Consider the following 16,828-nt stretch of genomic DNA (forward strand, 5'->3'; position numbering starts at 1 on the left):
AAATGAACATTCGAGGCCTATTTCAAAGCATTTTCGGGAAACGCCCCACGGGCGACGGAGGCTCAAACCTCCCGGCGTTTCGGCTCCTCTCCTCTTTCGACTCGAGCTTTACGCCGTTCTCCGGGCGGGCCTGGGATATTGCGACCGTCCGCGCCGCGGTGGACGCCTGGGCGCGAAACGCGGCCAAAATCCAGCCGAGGCACATTCGACGGGCGAGCGGGCGCCGCGAGGATATGTCCGACTACATAAACCGCCTTTTGCAGAGCAAGCCAAACCCGTATATGACGGCCTACGCCTTTTATTACCGGGTGGCCGCTCAATTTGCGGTTTACAACAACGCCTTTATTCTGCCCGTATTCGACGGCGGAAAGCTCACGGCCCTTTACCCGATCAACGCCTCCCGCGTCGATCTCGTCGAGTACATGGGCCAAATGTACGCCCGTCTCACCTTTGCCACGGGCTCGGTCTATACCGTCCCCTACGAGCAGATTATCCACCTCCGCCGTCACTATCTCGATAACGATATTTTCGGCGACAACAACACGCCGTTGACGCCCACCCTCGAGACCGCGGACTCGTTCAACAAGAGTATGAGCAAGTTTGCAAAGCTCGTCTCAGTGATCCGCGGCATACTCAAGGCGAACAGCGTCACCAAACAGGAGGATTTGAACAGCCGCCGCGACGACTTCATTCGAGATAACCTCCGCATGGAGACGAACGGCGCGGGCGTGATCGTCATTGATAACAAGTACGAATATACGCCCATCACGCAAAAGGAAACGCCCCTCCCGGTCGGACAACTCGAGTTTGTGCGGCGGGAGATTTACGACTATTTCGGCGTGAATGAGGACATCGTTCAGAACAAGGCCGACGCCGAAAAAATGGACGCCTTTTATCGCGGCCAGCTCGCCCCGTTTTATATGCAACTGGCCCAAGGCCTCACAAATGCCCTCTTTACGGAGCGGGAGCAGGGTTTCGGAAATGAGATCGTTTGCGAGCTGGATCGTATTCAGTTTGAAACCCTCGACAAGCGCGTCTCGGCGGCTCAGTTCTTGACAAATATCGGCGCCGTCTCCCTGGATCAAGTTCTCGATATTTTCGGCTTCCCACCCATCGGCGGCGAGGAGGGCGCCCGCAGGGTGCAGACGTTGAACATGGTAAACGCCGATATTATCGACAAATACCAGCTCGGGAGCACGGGCCAGACGACGGAGACCGACCCTCCGCCCGACGATCCGCCGAAAGACCCCGAGCCGACAGAGCCGAAAACAGGAAAGGAGGGGCAGTAAATGCCTATCAAGAAAGGCCGAGAATATAGAGCCTTGCAAGATTTCTCCCTCATTCCACGCGAGGGAGAAAACGACGCATATCGCGTCCGTGGTACGGCGGTAGTGTTCGACTCCCCGACGTGCCTTTACGAGTATGACGGAGTCAAATATTACGAGGTGATCGACCGCCACGCCTTTGACGGGTGCGATATGTCCGACGTGATTATGAATTATAACCACGGCGGAAAGGTGGTCGCCCGCCTCCGTAATAAGACTCTGAGCCTCAATATCACCGACCGCGGCGTCGATATGGAGGCCGATCTCTCCGGCACCGCCGCGGGCCGTGATCTCTACGAGGAGATCGACGGCGGCTATATCGACAAAATGAGTTTTTCGTTCTCCGTGCGCGAGTCCAAGTATGACAACGTCACGCACACCCGGACGATTACTAAAATCCGCAAGCTATACGACGTCTCCGCGGTGGATATTCCCGCGTATGAGGAGACGTCCCTCTCCGCACGATCCTTTTTCGAGGTGGAGCACTCGAAAGAGGTTAAGGTTTTGGAGCAAGCCGCGAGGCGGCGGAGGCTTTTAGCTCGCACTCGTACCTACTCACATACTGACGAATGACAGGAGGAAAGAACCATGTTTGAAAAAAGACGTAAGGAAATCGCAAAGCGCCGCGCCGAAATCCGCGCCATGCTGGCCGGAACCGACGAGGTCGATATGGACGCCCTCGAGCGTGAGCTCGACGACCTGGACAAAGAGGAGCGCGAGCTCGACCGCAGAGAGGCCGCGACCCGCCGCCTCAATGGCGGCATTGATCCCCACCAGGGCGAGCGCGGCGGCCACGGCGACCGTGGCTCCGGCGACGAGGGCGATCCCACCCCGGGCCCCGTCAATCCCATTACTGGCCGCGGCGGCGCTCACGGCGAAGCGGCGGGCGGTGGCCTGCCTTATGGCGTGAACTCCCGCGCGGCCCGCATGGCCGACTTGCAGGGTATCGGCGTCGGCGAGGTCGAGGCCCGCGCCCAGCGTTTCGCGACTGAGCACCGTATGGAGATCACGACCGAGGCTCTCCACCGTTCCCTGACGCTGTCCGGGGGCAATATCGCCCAGCCGTCCCGCGTCTCCGGCATTAACCCCGGTCAGAACGTCGTTTCCGGGATCGTCGATATGGTGCGCGTCGTCCCCGCTGACGGCATGGGCGAGGACTCCGTAGCCTACGAGGTGAGCGGCGGTCAGACCGCGGCCACCAAGAAAGACGACGGCTCCGCCACCCCCGAAAGCACTCCGAACCTCAAGATCGCTAAGATCGTGCCGACCCTGGTAACGACCCTCTCCTATGTCTCCCGCAATATCCAGCGCACGACTCCGCTCAACTATCAGGATCGCGTTTCCGCGTCCGCTCTGAACGCTCTCCGCGCCAAGACGGGAACCCTGATCGTCACGGGCAACCCTGCCGCCACGATCCCCGAGCCTACGGGTATTCTCAAGGCCGCGGCCATCAGCGCCGGAACCGACCTCGAGATTTCCTCCATTGACGAGACCACGCTCCGCAAGATCGCTCTCAACTACGGCGGCGCGAAGAACGTCGAGGGCGGCGGCGTCCTCTTGCTGAACAAGACCGACCTGATCGCGTTCGGCGACGTCCGCGGCACCAACGAGAAAAAGGCGGTCTATGAGATCGAGTTCTCCGAGGAAAGCACCACCACGGGCACCATCAAGGACGGCGGCCTCGCCGTGAAATTCTGCATTGTGGACGATCTTCCCGCGCTGTCTGCCTCCGGCACCGCCGCGGCGTCCTACTGCATGGCATACGGCAAGCCCTACGCCTACCAGCTCGATTTGTTCGGCCCCTACTCCGTGGAAGTCTCCCGCGATTACAAATTCGCCGAGGGCCTCCTCGCTGTCATGGGCGAGGCCATGATCGGCGGTAACGTCGTCACCGAAAACGGCTTTATCCGCGTAAAAAAAGCGTAGTTCCATCGGCAAAGACTGAGACGCCCGCGGCGAACCCTGCCGCGGGCCCGGTCGCCAGCGGTACGGAGGTAGAGCTCTCCTCTGCGACCGATGGAGCGAGGATTTATTACACGCTGGACAAGTCTAACCCGACGCAGTCGTCCACCCTCTACGAGAACAAGATCACCATTACGGAGGCCGTGACGATCAAGGCAAAAGCCTACGCGGACGGGCATACCGCCTCGGACGTCCTGACGGCGGAGTACACGATCTCGGGTTAAGGAGGGCGCCATGAGCGAGCAAGCGAACACAATCGCCGCGGCGGAGGTCTCCTCGGAGTACCTCTCCGATATTCGTCTCCGGGTGCGCTCGTCCGTCGATAAGTTGGACGGGGAAATTAAAGACCTGATCCTCGCCGCCCGCGCCGATCTCGTGCGCGGCGGTGTCCTCCCGGCCAGAGCGGCGGACGAGACCGATCCGCTCGTAAAACAAGCGATCTCGACCTATGTCAAGGCGGAGTTTGGCCTCGACAACGACGACGCGGATAAATACCGCGCCTCGTTCAGGAGTCAAAAGATCGCGCTCTCTATGGCCTCGGAGTATATCGAACCCACGGAGGAGGTGTAGCTCTCGTGTATTGGCGAGATATTGCGACCCTCGTCGGCGTGAAAAAAACGGTCAACGAAAACGGCTACAAGGTCGAGACCGAAGCGCGGCGGGAGGTTTTCGTCAACAAGAAATCCGCGACCCGATCCGAGTTCTACGCCGCCAAACAGGCCGGAGACAAAATCGCCCTCGTCCTCGAGGTGCGAGGCTCGGACTATGAGGGCGAGACCCGGATCGAATACGGCGGAAACCCCTATGAGGTCGTGAGGACGTACACCCGAGCGGGCGAGGTTATCGAGCTTAATTGCAAAGAGGCCCCGAAGCCCGCCGAGGGCGCCCAGGACGGCACCGGAGAGGGGGCGGCGGTATGACGGTCAATAGCCTACTGAAAGCCGCTCTCGAGCCCGTGGCGCCCGTCGAGGCTGACACCTACGAGGGCACCGAGCCGACCTATATCACGTTCGGGTACATATCCACCCCGACCGATTTCGGCGACGACGAGCCGGAGCATGAGCTTTTCTCGATCTCCGTTCACCTATTCGCCCCAACAGGCGAGGACACTATCGAGAAGCGGCGGGCCATTAAAAAAGCCCTGGCCGCGGCGGGTACTACCTGGCCGAGCTATACCAACGCCTCGGACAAAGAGGGACAGCACCACGTTTTCGAGTGTCAGCTCGCCCGGGGAGTGGGGGCGGAATAATGGGAACCATGTCCGTTTCCGGCCTCGACGACCTGATCGGCGATCTCGACGAACTGGCCCGTCTCCCGGACTCCGTAACGGATCAAATGCTCAATGCAGAGGCCGACGTGATCGAGGCCGCCCAGCGGTCGGAGGCGTCGAGAATGTGGAAAGGCCCGTATTATACGGGCACGACCGCCGCCTCAATCAAAAAGGGCAAGATCAAGCGGACGGGGCTCGACAAGTCGATCACCGTCGCCCCGCAGGGCCACAATAAGCGCGGCACCCGTAACGCGGAGGTCGCCTTTGTGAATGAGTTCGGCAAAAGAGGCCAACCGGGCCGCCCTGCCCTCAAAACCGCGAACGAGCGGAAAGAACAAGAAGCCGTTGCGGCGGGCGAGAAAGTCTATCACGCCTACCTGGACGGCAAAAAACTTTAATTCTCAATAGGAGGTTTTACTATGGCAAGTTTCGGAGCTAAGTATCCGCATTTCTCCAAGATCAAGACCGAGCCGGACGACGCCCTCCCCACCTACGAGGGCCCGGTCAATATTGGCCGCCTCGTCAAGGCTGATCTCACCGTAAACCTTGCCTCCGGCAAGCTCTACGCCGACGACGAGCTCGCCGAGAGCGTGGACGAGTTCTCGTCCGGCTCGGTGGCTATGGAGACCGACGACATGACGGACGACGTCGCGGCGGAGGTCTACGGGTGTACCGTCGAGGAGAAGAAAGTCCACTACAAGGCGGGCGACTCCGCGCCGCTGGGCGGTCTCGCCTATTACAAAGTCCTTATGCGTAAGGGTGTGAAGCTCTTTAAGGGCTATTTCTACCCCAGGGTTAAGGCCGTGCTCGGAAATGATAACGCCGCCACCAAGGCGGACTCTATCACGTTCGGTACGAACTCCACGACCTTTACGGTTTTCCGTTGCAACTCCGATGATTGGAGAATTACGGAGGAGCTCACCACCGAGGCCGCGGCGAAAGCCTGGGTTAAGGAACAGCTCAAGGGAACCGTCACACCGGGCGGCTAAAGCTGACGCAGGGGGGCGGGGATTTCCCTCGCCTCCCTATTTTCACACTTTGGAGGGCATACCATGAAAGCCGTAAAAATCACCCTCGCCGGGAGAACGCAATACCTCGCCTATACCGGGGAGGCCATGTTTCAACTGCAAGAAAAATTCGGCACCGCGGCGGAACTCCTCGGGGCCATTGGCAAAAACACGCGGGACGGCCTCTCCGTAGCTTGTGAGGCCGCGGCCATTTTGGCCGAGCAAGGCGAGCTCGCCCGCCGACACCTGGGCTACGACAAGGGGCCGATCATCGAGGCGGCCACGATCCGGGCCACTATTACACCGAGCGAGATCGCGGCCCTCAAGCTCGCGATCCCCGCCGCTATGGAGCTCGGCTATGGCCGGGAAGTCGTCGAAGAAAACGACGAGATCGACCTCGGCCTCGCCGAGCTGAACGCGCAAAAAAAAACGACGTGACACGCGCCCACTATGGGCGGATCGCGGCGTTATGCGGCGTCTCCCGGAAAGAGGCGCTCCTCATGCCTCCGGGAGAATTGTTCGATATGTGGGAGCTATGGCTCCGGGCCCGCGGCAAAAAGGCCACTCAGGACGATTAAAAGGCCGGAGGGCGGCCACCCTCCGGCGAATAATTCAGATACCGAGTAATTGTTTCTTTTTGGCGGAAAACTCCGCCTCCGTAATAACACCATCATCAAACAGTTTTTTGAACTTTGTAAGTTCGTCCGCGGGCGAATGGGGAGAACTTTCCGCGGAGCCCTTTATCCTGGAAACCTGATCCTCTACAAGCCTTTTGAACGCGACGCCCTCGTCCCATTGTTTCGAGGCGAGAAAAATAGCGTTTGCGTCGGGCGAGGTCAGATTTCCGCCATTGTGATCTAAGGCGGTAGACACCACAAGGGCGGCGCGGGTGAGGCCCGGTTTCTTGAGCTGAACCTCGATAACGTCTTTTAGGTACGTTGTTTTATCAAAATTGCCAAGTAACCGGCCCCTTTTCAATACGATATGATCCTCGTATAGCTCCATAGTCCCGTTGACTCCGATAATTGATTTCATCATAGCACCCCTAACACAAATATTTTTGCAATTCATAGGCCAAGTATAACCCGCCTTTATGGGAATAGCAAGTAAATTATTGAGTATTCCCATACACGAAAGGAGCCTCGCCGTATGGCAGTAAGAACGATTTCGACCAAACTCGCCGTTGAGGGCGAGGCCGAGTATAAACAGAAAATAGCCTCTTGCAACTCAGAGTTAAAGACGCTCAAGTCGTCCCTCGCCCTGGTGCAGAGCGAATATAAGAACAACGCGAACAGCATGGAGGCCCTCACGGCGAAAGGTGAGGCCCTCTCTGCTATGCAGACGGCCCAGGCGAAAAAGGTCGCCGAGCTCGAAAAGGCCCTCGAGAACTGCCAAAAGGCACAAACAGCCTACGCCGACCGCGTCGTGGCGGCGGAGGCCAACGTCTCGAAGTATGAGCAAGCCCTCGCGGAGCTGAAAGACTCGACCGGGGACACCTCGGAGGAGCAAGCGGCCCTCACCGCCGAGCTCGAAAAGTGGAAAGAGGAGCTCGCAAACGCCGAAGCCGGACAGACCGCCGCCGAGCGGGGCGTCGAGAACTGGCAACAGCAGTTAAACAAGGCAAAGATCGAGCTCAACGAGACGAACGAGGCCATAAGCGAAAACGATAAATACCTCGACGAGGCCAAGAAGTCAACGGACGGGTGCGCGACCTCTATCGACAAATTCGGGAACAAGGTCAAAGACTCCAAGGACGGAATAACCCAGCTTGCCGCCGCCCTGGCCGCGGCGGGCGTCGCTAAGAGCGTGAAAGAGATCGCGGACGCCCTCATGGAGTGCTCTCAGGCCGCGGCGGGTTTCGAGACGGCCCTCGCCAAGGTCTCCACCCTTGCCGATACCTCCGTCGTCTCTATGGACACAATCAAAGCCCAGCTCGTGAGCCTCTCCGGCGAGACGGGCGTCGCGGTGGAGTCTCTCGCCGAGGCCACCTATCAAGCCTTGTCGGCGGGCGTGGACACCGCGAACGTGGTCGATTTCGTCTCTACCGCGACAAAGCTATCCGTCGCGGGCTTTACGGAGTCCGCGACCGCCGTTGACGTCGTCACGACCGCCCTCAATGCCTACGGCCTCGCGGGATCGGACGCCGAAAAGGTCGCCTCCATGCTCGTAAAGACGCAAGACCTCGGTAAAACCAGCGTCGGCGAGCTCGCGGCCACTATGGGCCGTGTGATCCCGACCGCGGCGGCGTATAACGTGAGCCTCGACCAGCTCTCCGCCTCCTATGCGATCATCACCGCAAGCGGCACGAATACGGCCATAGCGACGACGAACCTCGGCGCCATGTTTAACGAGCTGGCCTCCGAGGGCGGCACCGTCGCGACGATCCTCGAGGAGCAGACCGGGAAATCCTTTGCCGAACTCATGGCGGACGGCGCGAGCCTGGGCGACGTTATCTCGATCCTCTCGGACAGCGTAGACGGGAACTCGACCGCGTTCTCGAACTTGTGGAGCTCTACCACAGCCGGACAGGCCGCCCTAACGCTCCTCAACCAGGGATCGGAGAAATTTAACGATACCCTCGTAAAAATGCAAAACAGCTCCGGCGCCGTCGAGCGGAATTTCGAGACAATGGCAGATACAACGGAATTTGCACAACAGCGAATGACGACGGCCTCGGAAAACCTGAAAATCGCCATCGGCGACCAACTGAACCCGGCCCTCGAGAAATTGTATTCCGTGGGTGCGGACGCCTTTACCTGGGCGACCGATTTCGTCAATGAAAACCCGTGGCTCGTCAAGGCGATCACGGCGGTAACGGTCGGGATCGGCACTCTCGCGGCGGGAGTAACCCTCGCGGCCAACGCCGCGAATATTGCCGCCGTGGCGCAAGGCGTACTTAACGCCATAATGGCGGCAAATCCGGCCTTTTTGGTGGCGGCGGGGGTAACGGCCCTCGTGGCCGCTATCGGAACCTTTATCCTCACCCTGGACAATGCGGACGAGGAGACGCGGGCCTTTACCGAGTCCCTCCAGGAAACAAAGTCAGCCTATGAGGAACTCTCCGACTCTATGGCCGAGGAACAGGCCACGACCGCCGCGACGGCGGACTCCCTGCAATCCCTCCTCGAGGTAGAGGAGAAATCCGCCGCCCAAAAGGCCGCAATCGCCGAAATGGTGGCCCAGCTTAACGAGGACGTTCCGAACCTCGGCCTCGCCTACGACGCCGCCACGGACTCGATCAACATGACGACCGAGGCCCTCGACGCCCTGGTCGAACACGCGGCGGATCAAGAGGAATACGAGGCCCAGGTCGCCCGCCTCTCGGAGCTTTACACCGAACAAGCGGAGATAACCGCCCGCCTCGAAGAAGCGCAAGAGGCCCTTGCAGAGGCCCAGGAAACGGGCTCCGGGAATACCCGGACGCTCCAAAACAACATAGACGAGCTCACAACGGCCCTCGAGGATAATCAAGCGCAGATTGCCGCCCTCGAGGAGGAGTCGGCGGAGTTCGGCGCGTGGCAAGAAAAAAGCGCCCAGGCCACCGAGGAAATGACCTCCACAGTAAACGGCCTGATCTCCGAAATGGAGGATCTACAAACGGCCTACGAGGAGAGCCACGCGAAAGCGGTCGAGAGTATCGAGGGACAACTCGGGCTCTTTAATGATCTCGACGGCACGGCCAAAACCTCCATTGATAGCCTGATCGAGACCCTCAAGGGCCAGGTTTCCTATATGGAGACCTACGCCGCCAACATTCAAAAGGCTATGGAACTCGGCGTAGACGAGGGCCTCGTAAAAAAGCTCGCGGACGGCTCCGAGGAGTCCGCTCAGATCCTCGCGGCCATTGTCGAGGGCGGCGAGGACGAGATCGCGGCCCTGAACGAACAGCTCGCAAAGGTCGAGGATGGTAAAAATGCCTTTGGAGATACCGTCGCCGAAATGGAGACGGATTTCTCCGAAAAAATGGCCGACATCGAGAAGCGCATGAAAGATTGCGCGGACGAGCTCGACGTCTCCGTAGAGGCCGGGGCCGCGGGCGCCGCCACCATTGAGGGCTATATCGAGGGCGCCGAAAGTATGCGCTCCTCTCTGGTATCGACCTACCGATCCCTCGCCCGGGCGGCAAACAACGCCTATAAATCTACCCTGGACATTCATTCCCCGTCCCGCGTATTCCGCGACGACGGTCGGAATACGATCCTCGGTGCCATTGAGGGCGGCGAGGATATGCGGAGCCAACTCGAGCAGACGTATGAGTCCCTCGCAAAATCCGCGATCCGGGCCTATGAGCGGGCGCAGCCGAAAGGCACAGAGGCCGACGCCGTCGCCGCCCAGCAGAGGCAGACCGCCGCAGTCGTCGCCGCGGCAACCGAGAAAGCGGGCGGCGGGGGCCTGACCTATCAATTCCATATTGAGAAAATGGAAGTCCGGGACGACCAGGACGTCGAGCGCGTGGCCCAAGAGCTCTATTACATGACGGAGCGGGAAAAAAGATCGAGAGGAGGCGGTAGCCTATGAGCGGATTTTCCTTTAAGGGCGTCCATAGTAGCAAATTCGGCATTTACACACAGGATCAAAGCCGGACACTCCTCCCGCCCAAGCGGGAGGGGAAAATCACGATCCCCGGGCGCTCCGGCTATTACGACGACGTCGGAGCGGTCTATAACGAGCGGGCCGAGAGCGTCCTTTGTTCGTTCGTCTGCCCGGAGGGAAAGACCGTCCCGGAGGTATGCCGGGAAATTGCCTATTGGCTCTCGGGCTCCGGGCGGCTGATTTTCGACCGCGAGCCGGACAAGTATTATCTCGCCCGATTGTCGGGCGGGCCGCCCATGTCCCAACACCTCAAATATGGCGAGTTTACGATTACCTGGTCGTATAACCCGCCCTTTGCATTTGGGAAAACGATCACCGAGCCGCTCAAGAACGGCGAGAACGTGATCGACTACCAGGGGACGGCGGAGGCCCCTTGCGTGATCGTGCTCCGCAACACGTCGGAAACAGATATTTCAAACGTAACCATTACAGCCATAAAAAGGAGTGTTTAATCATGTATGCTTGCGACTACCTGGAAAACGGCGTCCTGAACGTCCTCCGCGGCGTCACCTTTGCGGCCCCCGCGAAAGTCTACCTCGCTCTCTACCTCAACGACCCCGGCGAGGACGGGGCAAGCGGTACGGAGGTAAGCTATGCGGGATATAAGCGGATCGAGATTGATTTCTCCTCCCCCGCAGAGACAAACGGCGGTATCGGCGTCCAAAACCTCGAGGACATTACTTTCCCGACGCCCGTCACCGCGGCGGGCACCATTACACACGTCGGTATTTTGGACTCCCTCGCGGGCGGCAATATGCTTTGCCGCGGCGAGCTCGTGGAACCCCTCGTAATCGGCGCCGACGAGCCTCCCGTGTTCCTTGCCGGAGACGTCCTTTTCTACCTCACGGGAAACCTCTCGAGAGCGTGGAAAACTAAGGTTTTGAACATTCTCCGCGGCCAGTCGATCCAGGGGATCGCGCCTTATTTCTCTCTCTGGAACGGCTCGCCGGAGGCGGGCGGCTCCGAGCTCTCCGGCGACAACTACGCCCGCGCCGCGCTCACGTTCGGCGCACCCGCGGAGCAGACCTCGGGACAGATTATCGCCCGGAACTCCGTCGCGACCGCGTTCAACCGTCCCTCTACGGCGTGGGGCACCTGGACACATTCGGCCATCTACTCGGCCTCCTCGTCCGGCGAGCCCGTGTATATCAAGGCTCTTGTCGAGTCGGTGGAGATCAAGAAAGGGTATATGCCGACGATTGCCGAGGCCGCTATCGAGGTGGGGATTAACTGATGTTTGAGAGGAGATATAGCCTCGCGAAATTTTCCGTCAATCTCGAGACGAAAACAATCGAGATCGCGGAGACGTTCTCCGAGGCCTTGAACTCCGTCGCGGGCGTGGCGATCCCCGTAGACGTCCGCGAACGGTACGCCGACGCCGTCCAGGGCTACACCCGAGGGACGATCTCGGTCGTCTCCACCATGAGCGCGACCGAGGCCCTCTCCTCCGCGGTGAAAATGTCGGCGAACATTGTCGCCCGGTTTACGGCGGCAGAACGGCTCGCGGCGGAGGTGGAGGCAATAAAGAACCTCCGCGCCGCCCTGGCGTCCGCTGACAGCCTCGCGGCGGCGGTGCAGGGATCGAAGCATATCCCGACAATACTCGCGGCCTACGAGGCCCTAAACGCCAGCGGGAGCGCCTCGAAAAATATTTGCACCGCCTTTGTGGCGGCGGATATTCTCACGGCGATCATGGACGCCACCTCTCAGACGGCGGAGGTCGTGCTTATGCAAGTCACCATTCCGCCCGGGGGCGAGCTCCGGCTTGATAGCGACGTTTTCCTCGCCATGCTGGACGGGGAAAACGTGCTCTATGCTCAGTCGGGAGACTGGATCAACGTCTCGAGAGAGCTCCTCCGCCTGATCGTAGAAAGCGCGACCGGGGGCGATCTCGAGGGACAGATCATCTATACGGAGAGATATTTATGATTGAAGTATTCGACAAGACGCGGCGGCGCGTGGCGATCCTTGAGAACGCCTACGCGGCCTCCGAGTCGCAGAAAATCAACTCCGTGTGGTATTTCTATTTTTCCCTCCCATACGGAGACTCAAAAAACGAGTATTGTAAGCCGTTCTATTACGTCCGCCCGGACGGCGGGGAGCTCTATCGGATCATGCCGGAGACACTATCCGTCTCCGAGTCGGGCGGGATTTCCTATCAATGCGAGCACGTCCTCGCGACACTGATCGACAATGTCCTTTTCGGCTACCATGTCGTCGGAAACCTGGGCGTCTACACAGCCGACGTGATCCGTTATATCCTGGATCACCAGCTCGTGAAAAATTGGGTGCTCGACGAGTGCGATTTCCGAAATCAATTTGAATACGGGTGGGAGCAAGAGTCGCTCCTCTCGGCGCTTTTCTCCGTCCTCTCTCCGCTCTCGTCCCCTATGATCGTCACAGATACCACCGTTTACCCGTGGCGCCTCTCCCTGAAAAAGCTCGTCACGACCGGGCGGCCTGAAATGTACGTCCGGCGCCGCTACAATATGACGAGCTACACACGAGGCCGTGATCCTCAGAATATCGTTACCCGGCTTTATCCGCTGGGCTACGGCGAGGGCATAAACCAGCTCAATATTAAGGGCGTAAACGACGGCGTCCCGTACATTCAGAGCCCGAAAGAAATCACGGACAAGTACGGGATCATTGAAAGGGTGTGGATAGATCGGCGGTATGAGGACGCGGCCTCCCTCAAGGCGGCGGCGGAGATCATGCTCTCAGAACTGCAAGAGCCGCTCGTTTCCTACTCCGTGGGTTTTCACGAACTCACGGCCTCGGACTATGATAAGGCCGCAATCGGGAAGCGCGTCCGTATTATCTTCCCGGAGGTCGGGGACTCCGTCGATACCTACATAACCGAGCTAACCAGGAAACGGGACGATTTGAAAGAGTCCACGATCACCGTCGCCAACCGGGAGGCCTCTATCGCGGCCTCTCTGGCCGATATGGCGGATCGTCAGCGGATCGAGCAGACCTACGCCCAGGGCGCGACGCAGATTTACAGTCAAGCCCTCCAAGCCAACAGCGCCCCGGACTCCGGGGCGACAATGGATTTCTTTCTCCCCTCGGAAATGCGGATCGTGAATAAAGTTCTCGTAAAGGTACGTATAAAAAAGTTCCGCGCATACTCCAAGGCCACGGAGGCGGCGGAGAGTAAGACCATCACCTCGAGCACGAGCGACGAGGACACCCGGACGAGCTCGTCGGGCGGCAGAACCACCGCGACGACCACCTCGGGCGGCGGGACGTACACCTCCACCACCTACGAGGCGAAAAAGACGCTTACGGCGACCGCGGTTATTCTTTCCGCCGAAAACATCTATCCGACCGAGGCGGCCATGTATAACGCCGCGAAGCATAACCACGGCATACCCGACCGCGTAAAGCTGGCCGTTTACGGCGGAAAGGACGCCAACGGGAACGTGATCGCGGACGGCTACGCGACCTTTATCGAGTCCGGCGCCCACTCCCACGGAGAGCACGACCACGAAATCACGATCCCGCGGCACAACCACGAGGTAGAGATCGACAATCACTCCCACAAGGTAACGATCCCGGCCCATACGCACGATATTACGATCCCCGGCCATTCCCATAAGGTCACGATCCCCGGCCACGAGCACAAGATCACGCCCGGTATTTTCGAGTACGGCAACCCTCAGAATTTTTCCCTCTACGTCAACGGGGAGAAAAAGGCGGATTTCGCCGGGAGAAATGCCGAGCTCGATATAACGGCCTTTTTGGTAGGCTCGGACAACATGATCCCCCGCGGGAGCTGGCTATCGCTCGAGGTGAGGCCGGACGACCTCGCCTATATCAGTATCGACCTTATCGTCCAGGGCTTCATACAGTCCCGCGGCGATAACACAGTTTGACGGAGGTGCAACCCATGAAACCCATGTATTACGGTATTCCGTTCTCGCCTCAAGCCACCCTCACGGACACCATCGGCGCGGCGGACACCATCATAAAAGTCTCGGACGTCTCGGCATTTCCCGACGCTCCGAACTACGCCACAATCGGCACCGACGAGGGCGGCGAGACGATCCTCTATACAGCCAAGACGGCAAACGCCCTCTCCGGGTGCACCCGCGGCGTCGAGGGCTCCGCGAAGTCCTGGAACGCGGGTGAGCTGATCGGTCGCAACTACACCGCGGCGGATCACGCGGCCATGATCGACAATATCAAAGATGCGGCCAAGACCGCGGAGGCGGACGGCGTCACCTTTGACGACGGCGAGACATTTCAGGAGAAATATAACTCCGGGGAGCTCAAGGGCGGCAGGGGCGACCGAGGCGAACAGGGCCCCGCGGGCCCGGGTGCGAATGAGATCGTCGTCACGCTTCCCGTGAGCGGGTGGTCGAACGGCGCTCAGACCATGCAGAACGCGGGCCTCGTCGTCTCCGGCTACGGGTATATCATCACCCCCGACCCGGACAGCTACGGCGCCTATACCTCCGCCGTGATCTATGCGGACAGCGTCACCACGGAGGGACAGATCACATTCCATTGTGAAGAAACACCGACCGAGGCCCTCAAGGTCTCGATTATGAAAATCAAAGTGGAGGGTTAAATATGGGAAACGTGTATAACATGGTCGGCGGCGGAGGTGGGATCAAGCTCGTCTCGATTGCCGTCACGACGCCGCCCACGAAAACGAGATACCTCTCCGGCGAGAGTTTCGACCCCGCGGGAATGGTGGTAACGGCGACCTATTCCAACGGCGCCAAGCTGGCCGCCACGGGCTACGCCGTGGAGCCGAGCGGGCCTTTACTGGACGGCGTGACGAGTGTCACGATCCGATATACCGAGGGCGGAAAGAGCGTCACAGCCTCCCAGGCCGTGACCGTGATCCCGAAACTCGTCACGATTGCAGTCACCACGCCGCCCACAAAGACGGCGTATCGCTACGGAGAGGCGTTTTCCACGGCGGGAATGGTCGTAAAGGCCACCTATACGGACGGGAGCACGGCGGCGGTAACGGGCTACACGACGAGCCCATCGACCTTTACCTCCCTCGGGAGTCAGAGCGTCACCGTGAAATATACGGAAAACGGCGTCTCGGCGGCGGTGACAACGCCCGTCACCGTCTCCCGTGCAGTGATCTCCACAGTCCCGAGCCAGAGCGGGAGCCTCACCTATACGGGCTCCTCGCTCTCGCCGAACTGGAACAACTACAATTCGGCACAACTGACGCTCGGCGGGACGACGTCAGCCACGAACGCCGGAACCTACGCCGCGACCTTTACTCCGACCTCTAACTATGAGTGGAGCGACGGAACCACGGCGGCGAAGTCCGTAAACTGGACTATCGGCAAGGCCGCGGGCAGTCTGAGCATTTCCCCGACCTCCCTCACGCTGGACAGCTCGAACCCGACCAGGACGATCACCGTCACGCGGGCGGGTAACGGTACGATCTCCGCCGAGTCCAGTAATACCAGCGTCGCAACCGTCAGCGTGAGCGGGACGAAAGTAACGGTTTCCGGCGTCAATCAAAAGAGCGGCTCCGCGGTTATCACGATCAAGGTCTCCGCGGGCACCAACCACAACGCCCCCGCGAATAAGACTTGCAACGTGACGGCGGCCTTTGTCCGTATTTACGGCGTCACCTGGGACGGCTCGAGCACGACGGCCCTCACCAGGACGGACGACTCGGCCCTCTTTGCTGATCCCGTCCCCGCGGTGGGAACCGGGGCCGGGAGCTCTCCCTTTGATAACTGCCTCCCGTGGTCGGGCATGACAAAGGTAACGGACGGAAATAACACCCTCGTAAAAATCCCGAAATTTTGGGTAAAGGTGACGCACTCGCCCTTTAAGGTGCAGATCGCAGACCAGGCGACAGACGGTTTCCAGGTCTCCCCGGCCCACCGAGACCGCGGCGACGGCGTCGGAGAGCGCGACGTCGTCTATATTGGCCGCTACGAGTGCAATTCCTCCTATCAGTCCAGGACGGGCCAGTCTCCGAAAGTGAATACCTCCCTCTCCTCGTTCAGGAGCGGGATTAAGGCCCTCGGAACCGGATATTATCAAGCGGATTTCGCCTTGCAACTCACGCTTTGGTATCTCTACCTCGTCGAGTTCGCGAACTGGAACGGACAAACCAAGATCGGGCGCGGAAACGTGGACTCCGGCTCCGTTATCAATACGGGCGGAACCGACTCCATGACCTACCACACGGGCCGCGCCGCGGGCACGGACGGAAACGTCGCGATCCAGTATCGCAATATTGAAAATTGGTGGGGAAATGTGCTCGAGTGGCGCGACGGAATTATTTTCTCCGGCGCGAATATCTGCACCTACAACAACCCGGCGAATTTCGTTGACACCTACAACGGCACAGGCGCCACCGTGAGAAGCAACACGCGAGCGACCTCGGGCGGGTGGATCAAGGCGTGGGGGCATGACTCCTCCGATAATTCCTTTATCTACCCGAACACGGTCGGCGGCTCCGACACGACATACGTCCCGGATTATTGCAGCTATTACTCCGGCGTCCGTGGGCTCTATGTGGGCGGCGACTACGGCAACGGCACCGACGCGGGGCCGTTCTACCTCCTCGGCCACAACGCGCCCTCCGGCGCGTACTCCAGCCTCGGCTCGCGGCTTCAAAAACTCCCCTCGGCGGCGTAAGCCGCCCGGGGGTTTGGGGGTCGCAACCCCCATAAAAA

Annotated in this window: 17 protein-coding genes and 1 pseudogene; 17 read left to right on the forward strand and 1 reads right to left on the reverse strand. The window is 59.7% G+C overall.

Annotated elements, in window-relative coordinates:
* Positions 1–2: 2 nt before the first annotated feature.
* The 10 genes and pseudogenes from BN1969_RS01360 to BN1969_RS01400 all read left to right on the forward strand — a co-directional run bounded on the left by BN1969_RS01360 (position 3) and on the right by BN1969_RS01400 (position 6,002).
* Positions 3–1,289, forward strand: coding sequence for a phage portal protein (locus BN1969_RS01360; RefSeq protein ID WP_050622649.1), 1,287 nt, complete (start codon positions 3–5; stop codon positions 1,287–1,289).
* Positions 1,290–1,898 carry an HK97 family phage prohead protease gene (locus BN1969_RS01365; RefSeq protein WP_021933519.1) on the forward strand — a complete coding sequence of 203 codons (609 nt, stop codon included), beginning with the start codon at positions 1,290–1,292 and terminating at the stop codon, positions 1,896–1,898.
* Positions 1,899–1,913: 15 nt separating this feature from the next.
* Positions 1,914–3,251, forward strand: a complete 1,338-nt coding sequence (locus BN1969_RS01370; RefSeq protein ID WP_050622650.1) for a phage major capsid protein — start codon at positions 1,914–1,916, stop codon at positions 3,249–3,251.
* A 47-nt stretch (positions 3,252–3,298) separates the two neighbouring features.
* Positions 3,299–3,511, forward strand: a pseudogene (locus tag BN1969_RS19025) (chitobiase/beta-hexosaminidase C-terminal domain-containing protein); the annotation flags it as partial.
* Between the two features lie 10 nt (positions 3,512–3,521).
* Positions 3,522–3,857: a phage head-tail connector protein gene (locus BN1969_RS01375; protein WP_050622651.1), complete on the forward strand. Its 336-nt coding sequence runs from the start codon at positions 3,522–3,524 to the stop codon at positions 3,855–3,857.
* A gap of 5 nt (positions 3,858–3,862) precedes the next feature.
* On the forward strand, positions 3,863–4,207 hold the full coding sequence (locus BN1969_RS01380; protein WP_050622652.1) for a phage head closure protein: 345 nt from the start codon (positions 3,863–3,865) through the stop codon (positions 4,205–4,207).
* Positions 4,204–4,536, forward strand: coding sequence for a hypothetical protein (locus BN1969_RS01385; protein ID WP_021933523.1), 333 nt, complete (start codon positions 4,204–4,206; stop codon positions 4,534–4,536). Before BN1969_RS01380 ends, BN1969_RS01385 begins: the two co-directional genes overlap by 4 nt.
* On the forward strand, positions 4,536–4,955 hold the full coding sequence (locus tag BN1969_RS01390) for an HK97-gp10 family putative phage morphogenesis protein (protein ID WP_021933524.1): 420 nt from the start codon (positions 4,536–4,538) through the stop codon (positions 4,953–4,955). Before BN1969_RS01385 ends, BN1969_RS01390 begins: the two co-directional genes overlap by 1 nt.
* Before the next feature lie 21 nt (positions 4,956–4,976).
* Entirely contained in the window at positions 4,977–5,546 is a 570-nt protein-coding gene (locus BN1969_RS01395) for a major tail protein (RefSeq protein WP_050622653.1), read from the forward strand.
* Between the two features lie 63 nt (positions 5,547–5,609).
* Entirely contained in the window at positions 5,610–6,002 is a 393-nt protein-coding gene (locus BN1969_RS01400) for a hypothetical protein (protein WP_021933526.1), read from the forward strand.
* Positions 6,003–6,176: 174 nt separating this feature from the next.
* On the opposite strand, the gene BN1969_RS01405 is transcribed toward BN1969_RS01400, so the two are convergent.
* Positions 6,177–6,569 (reverse strand): SHOCT domain-containing protein, encoded by a 393-nt coding sequence (locus BN1969_RS01405; RefSeq protein ID WP_242850258.1) that lies wholly within the window; start codon positions 6,567–6,569, stop codon positions 6,177–6,179.
* Positions 6,570–6,713: 144 nt separating this feature from the next.
* Between BN1969_RS01405 and BN1969_RS01410 the strand changes: the two genes are divergently transcribed.
* From BN1969_RS01410 to BN1969_RS01440, 7 genes are read left to right on the forward strand one after another with little or no spacing between them, the layout of a single operon-like run.
* A complete protein-coding gene (locus BN1969_RS01410; RefSeq protein WP_050622655.1) occupies positions 6,714–10,082 on the forward strand; it encodes a phage tail tape measure protein in 3,369 nt (1,122 codons plus the stop codon).
* Complete coding sequence (locus tag BN1969_RS01415) at positions 10,079–10,609, forward strand: distal tail protein Dit (protein WP_050622656.1); 531 nt, start codon at positions 10,079–10,081, stop codon at positions 10,607–10,609. The genes BN1969_RS01410 and BN1969_RS01415 overlap by 4 nt, the downstream gene beginning before the upstream one ends.
* Before the next feature lie 2 nt (positions 10,610–10,611).
* The gene (locus BN1969_RS01420; protein ID WP_021933530.1) at positions 10,612–11,391 is read left to right on the forward strand and encodes a phage tail fiber protein; all 780 of its coding nucleotides are present in this window, start codon (positions 10,612–10,614) and stop codon (positions 11,389–11,391) included.
* The gene (locus BN1969_RS01425; protein WP_050622657.1) at positions 11,391–12,086 is read left to right on the forward strand and encodes a hypothetical protein; all 696 of its coding nucleotides are present in this window, start codon (positions 11,391–11,393) and stop codon (positions 12,084–12,086) included. Before BN1969_RS01420 ends, BN1969_RS01425 begins: the two co-directional genes overlap by 1 nt.
* The gene (locus BN1969_RS01430; protein ID WP_050622658.1) at positions 12,083–14,035 is read left to right on the forward strand and encodes a phage tail spike protein; all 1,953 of its coding nucleotides are present in this window, start codon (positions 12,083–12,085) and stop codon (positions 14,033–14,035) included. Before BN1969_RS01425 ends, BN1969_RS01430 begins: the two co-directional genes overlap by 4 nt.
* Before the next feature lie 14 nt (positions 14,036–14,049).
* Positions 14,050–14,733 carry a hypothetical protein gene (locus BN1969_RS01435; protein WP_050622659.1) on the forward strand — a complete coding sequence of 228 codons (684 nt, stop codon included), beginning with the start codon at positions 14,050–14,052 and terminating at the stop codon, positions 14,731–14,733.
* A gap of 2 nt (positions 14,734–14,735) precedes the next feature.
* The gene (locus BN1969_RS01440; protein WP_050622660.1) at positions 14,736–16,790 is read left to right on the forward strand and encodes a bacterial Ig-like domain-containing protein; all 2,055 of its coding nucleotides are present in this window, start codon (positions 14,736–14,738) and stop codon (positions 16,788–16,790) included.
* Positions 16,791–16,828 lie beyond the last annotated feature (38 nt).

This window comes from Clostridium phoceensis, from assembly GCF_001244495.1.
Lineage (GTDB): Bacteria > Bacillota > Clostridia > Oscillospirales > Oscillospiraceae > Lawsonibacter > Lawsonibacter asaccharolyticus.

Coding starts and splice junctions, on each gene's coding strand:
- BN1969_RS01360 (WP_050622649.1), top strand. CDS start 3: ATGAACATTCGAGGCCTATTTCAAAGCATTTTCGGGAAACGCCCCACG.
- BN1969_RS01365 (WP_021933519.1), top strand. CDS start 1,290: ATGCCTATCAAGAAAGGCCGAGAATATAGAGCCTTGCAAGATTTCTCC.
- BN1969_RS01370 (WP_050622650.1), top strand. CDS start 1,914: ATGTTTGAAAAAAGACGTAAGGAAATCGCAAAGCGCCGCGCCGAAATC.
- BN1969_RS01375 (WP_050622651.1), top strand. CDS start 3,522: ATGAGCGAGCAAGCGAACACAATCGCCGCGGCGGAGGTCTCCTCGGAG.
- BN1969_RS01385 (WP_021933523.1), top strand. CDS start 4,204: ATGACGGTCAATAGCCTACTGAAAGCCGCTCTCGAGCCCGTGGCGCCC.
- BN1969_RS01390 (WP_021933524.1), top strand. CDS start 4,536: ATGGGAACCATGTCCGTTTCCGGCCTCGACGACCTGATCGGCGATCTC.
- BN1969_RS01395 (WP_050622653.1), top strand. CDS start 4,977: ATGGCAAGTTTCGGAGCTAAGTATCCGCATTTCTCCAAGATCAAGACC.
- BN1969_RS01400 (WP_021933526.1), top strand. CDS start 5,610: ATGAAAGCCGTAAAAATCACCCTCGCCGGGAGAACGCAATACCTCGCC.
- BN1969_RS01405 (WP_242850258.1), bottom strand. CDS start 6,569: ATGGAGCTATACGAGGATCATATCGTATTGAAAAGGGGCCGGTTACTT.
- BN1969_RS01410 (WP_050622655.1), top strand. CDS start 6,714: ATGGCAGTAAGAACGATTTCGACCAAACTCGCCGTTGAGGGCGAGGCC.
- BN1969_RS01415 (WP_050622656.1), top strand. CDS start 10,079: ATGAGCGGATTTTCCTTTAAGGGCGTCCATAGTAGCAAATTCGGCATT.
- BN1969_RS01420 (WP_021933530.1), top strand. CDS start 10,612: ATGTATGCTTGCGACTACCTGGAAAACGGCGTCCTGAACGTCCTCCGC.
- BN1969_RS01425 (WP_050622657.1), top strand. CDS start 11,391: ATGTTTGAGAGGAGATATAGCCTCGCGAAATTTTCCGTCAATCTCGAG.
- BN1969_RS01430 (WP_050622658.1), top strand. CDS start 12,083: ATGATTGAAGTATTCGACAAGACGCGGCGGCGCGTGGCGATCCTTGAG.
- BN1969_RS01435 (WP_050622659.1), top strand. CDS start 14,050: ATGAAACCCATGTATTACGGTATTCCGTTCTCGCCTCAAGCCACCCTC.
- BN1969_RS01440 (WP_050622660.1), top strand. CDS start 14,736: ATGGGAAACGTGTATAACATGGTCGGCGGCGGAGGTGGGATCAAGCTC.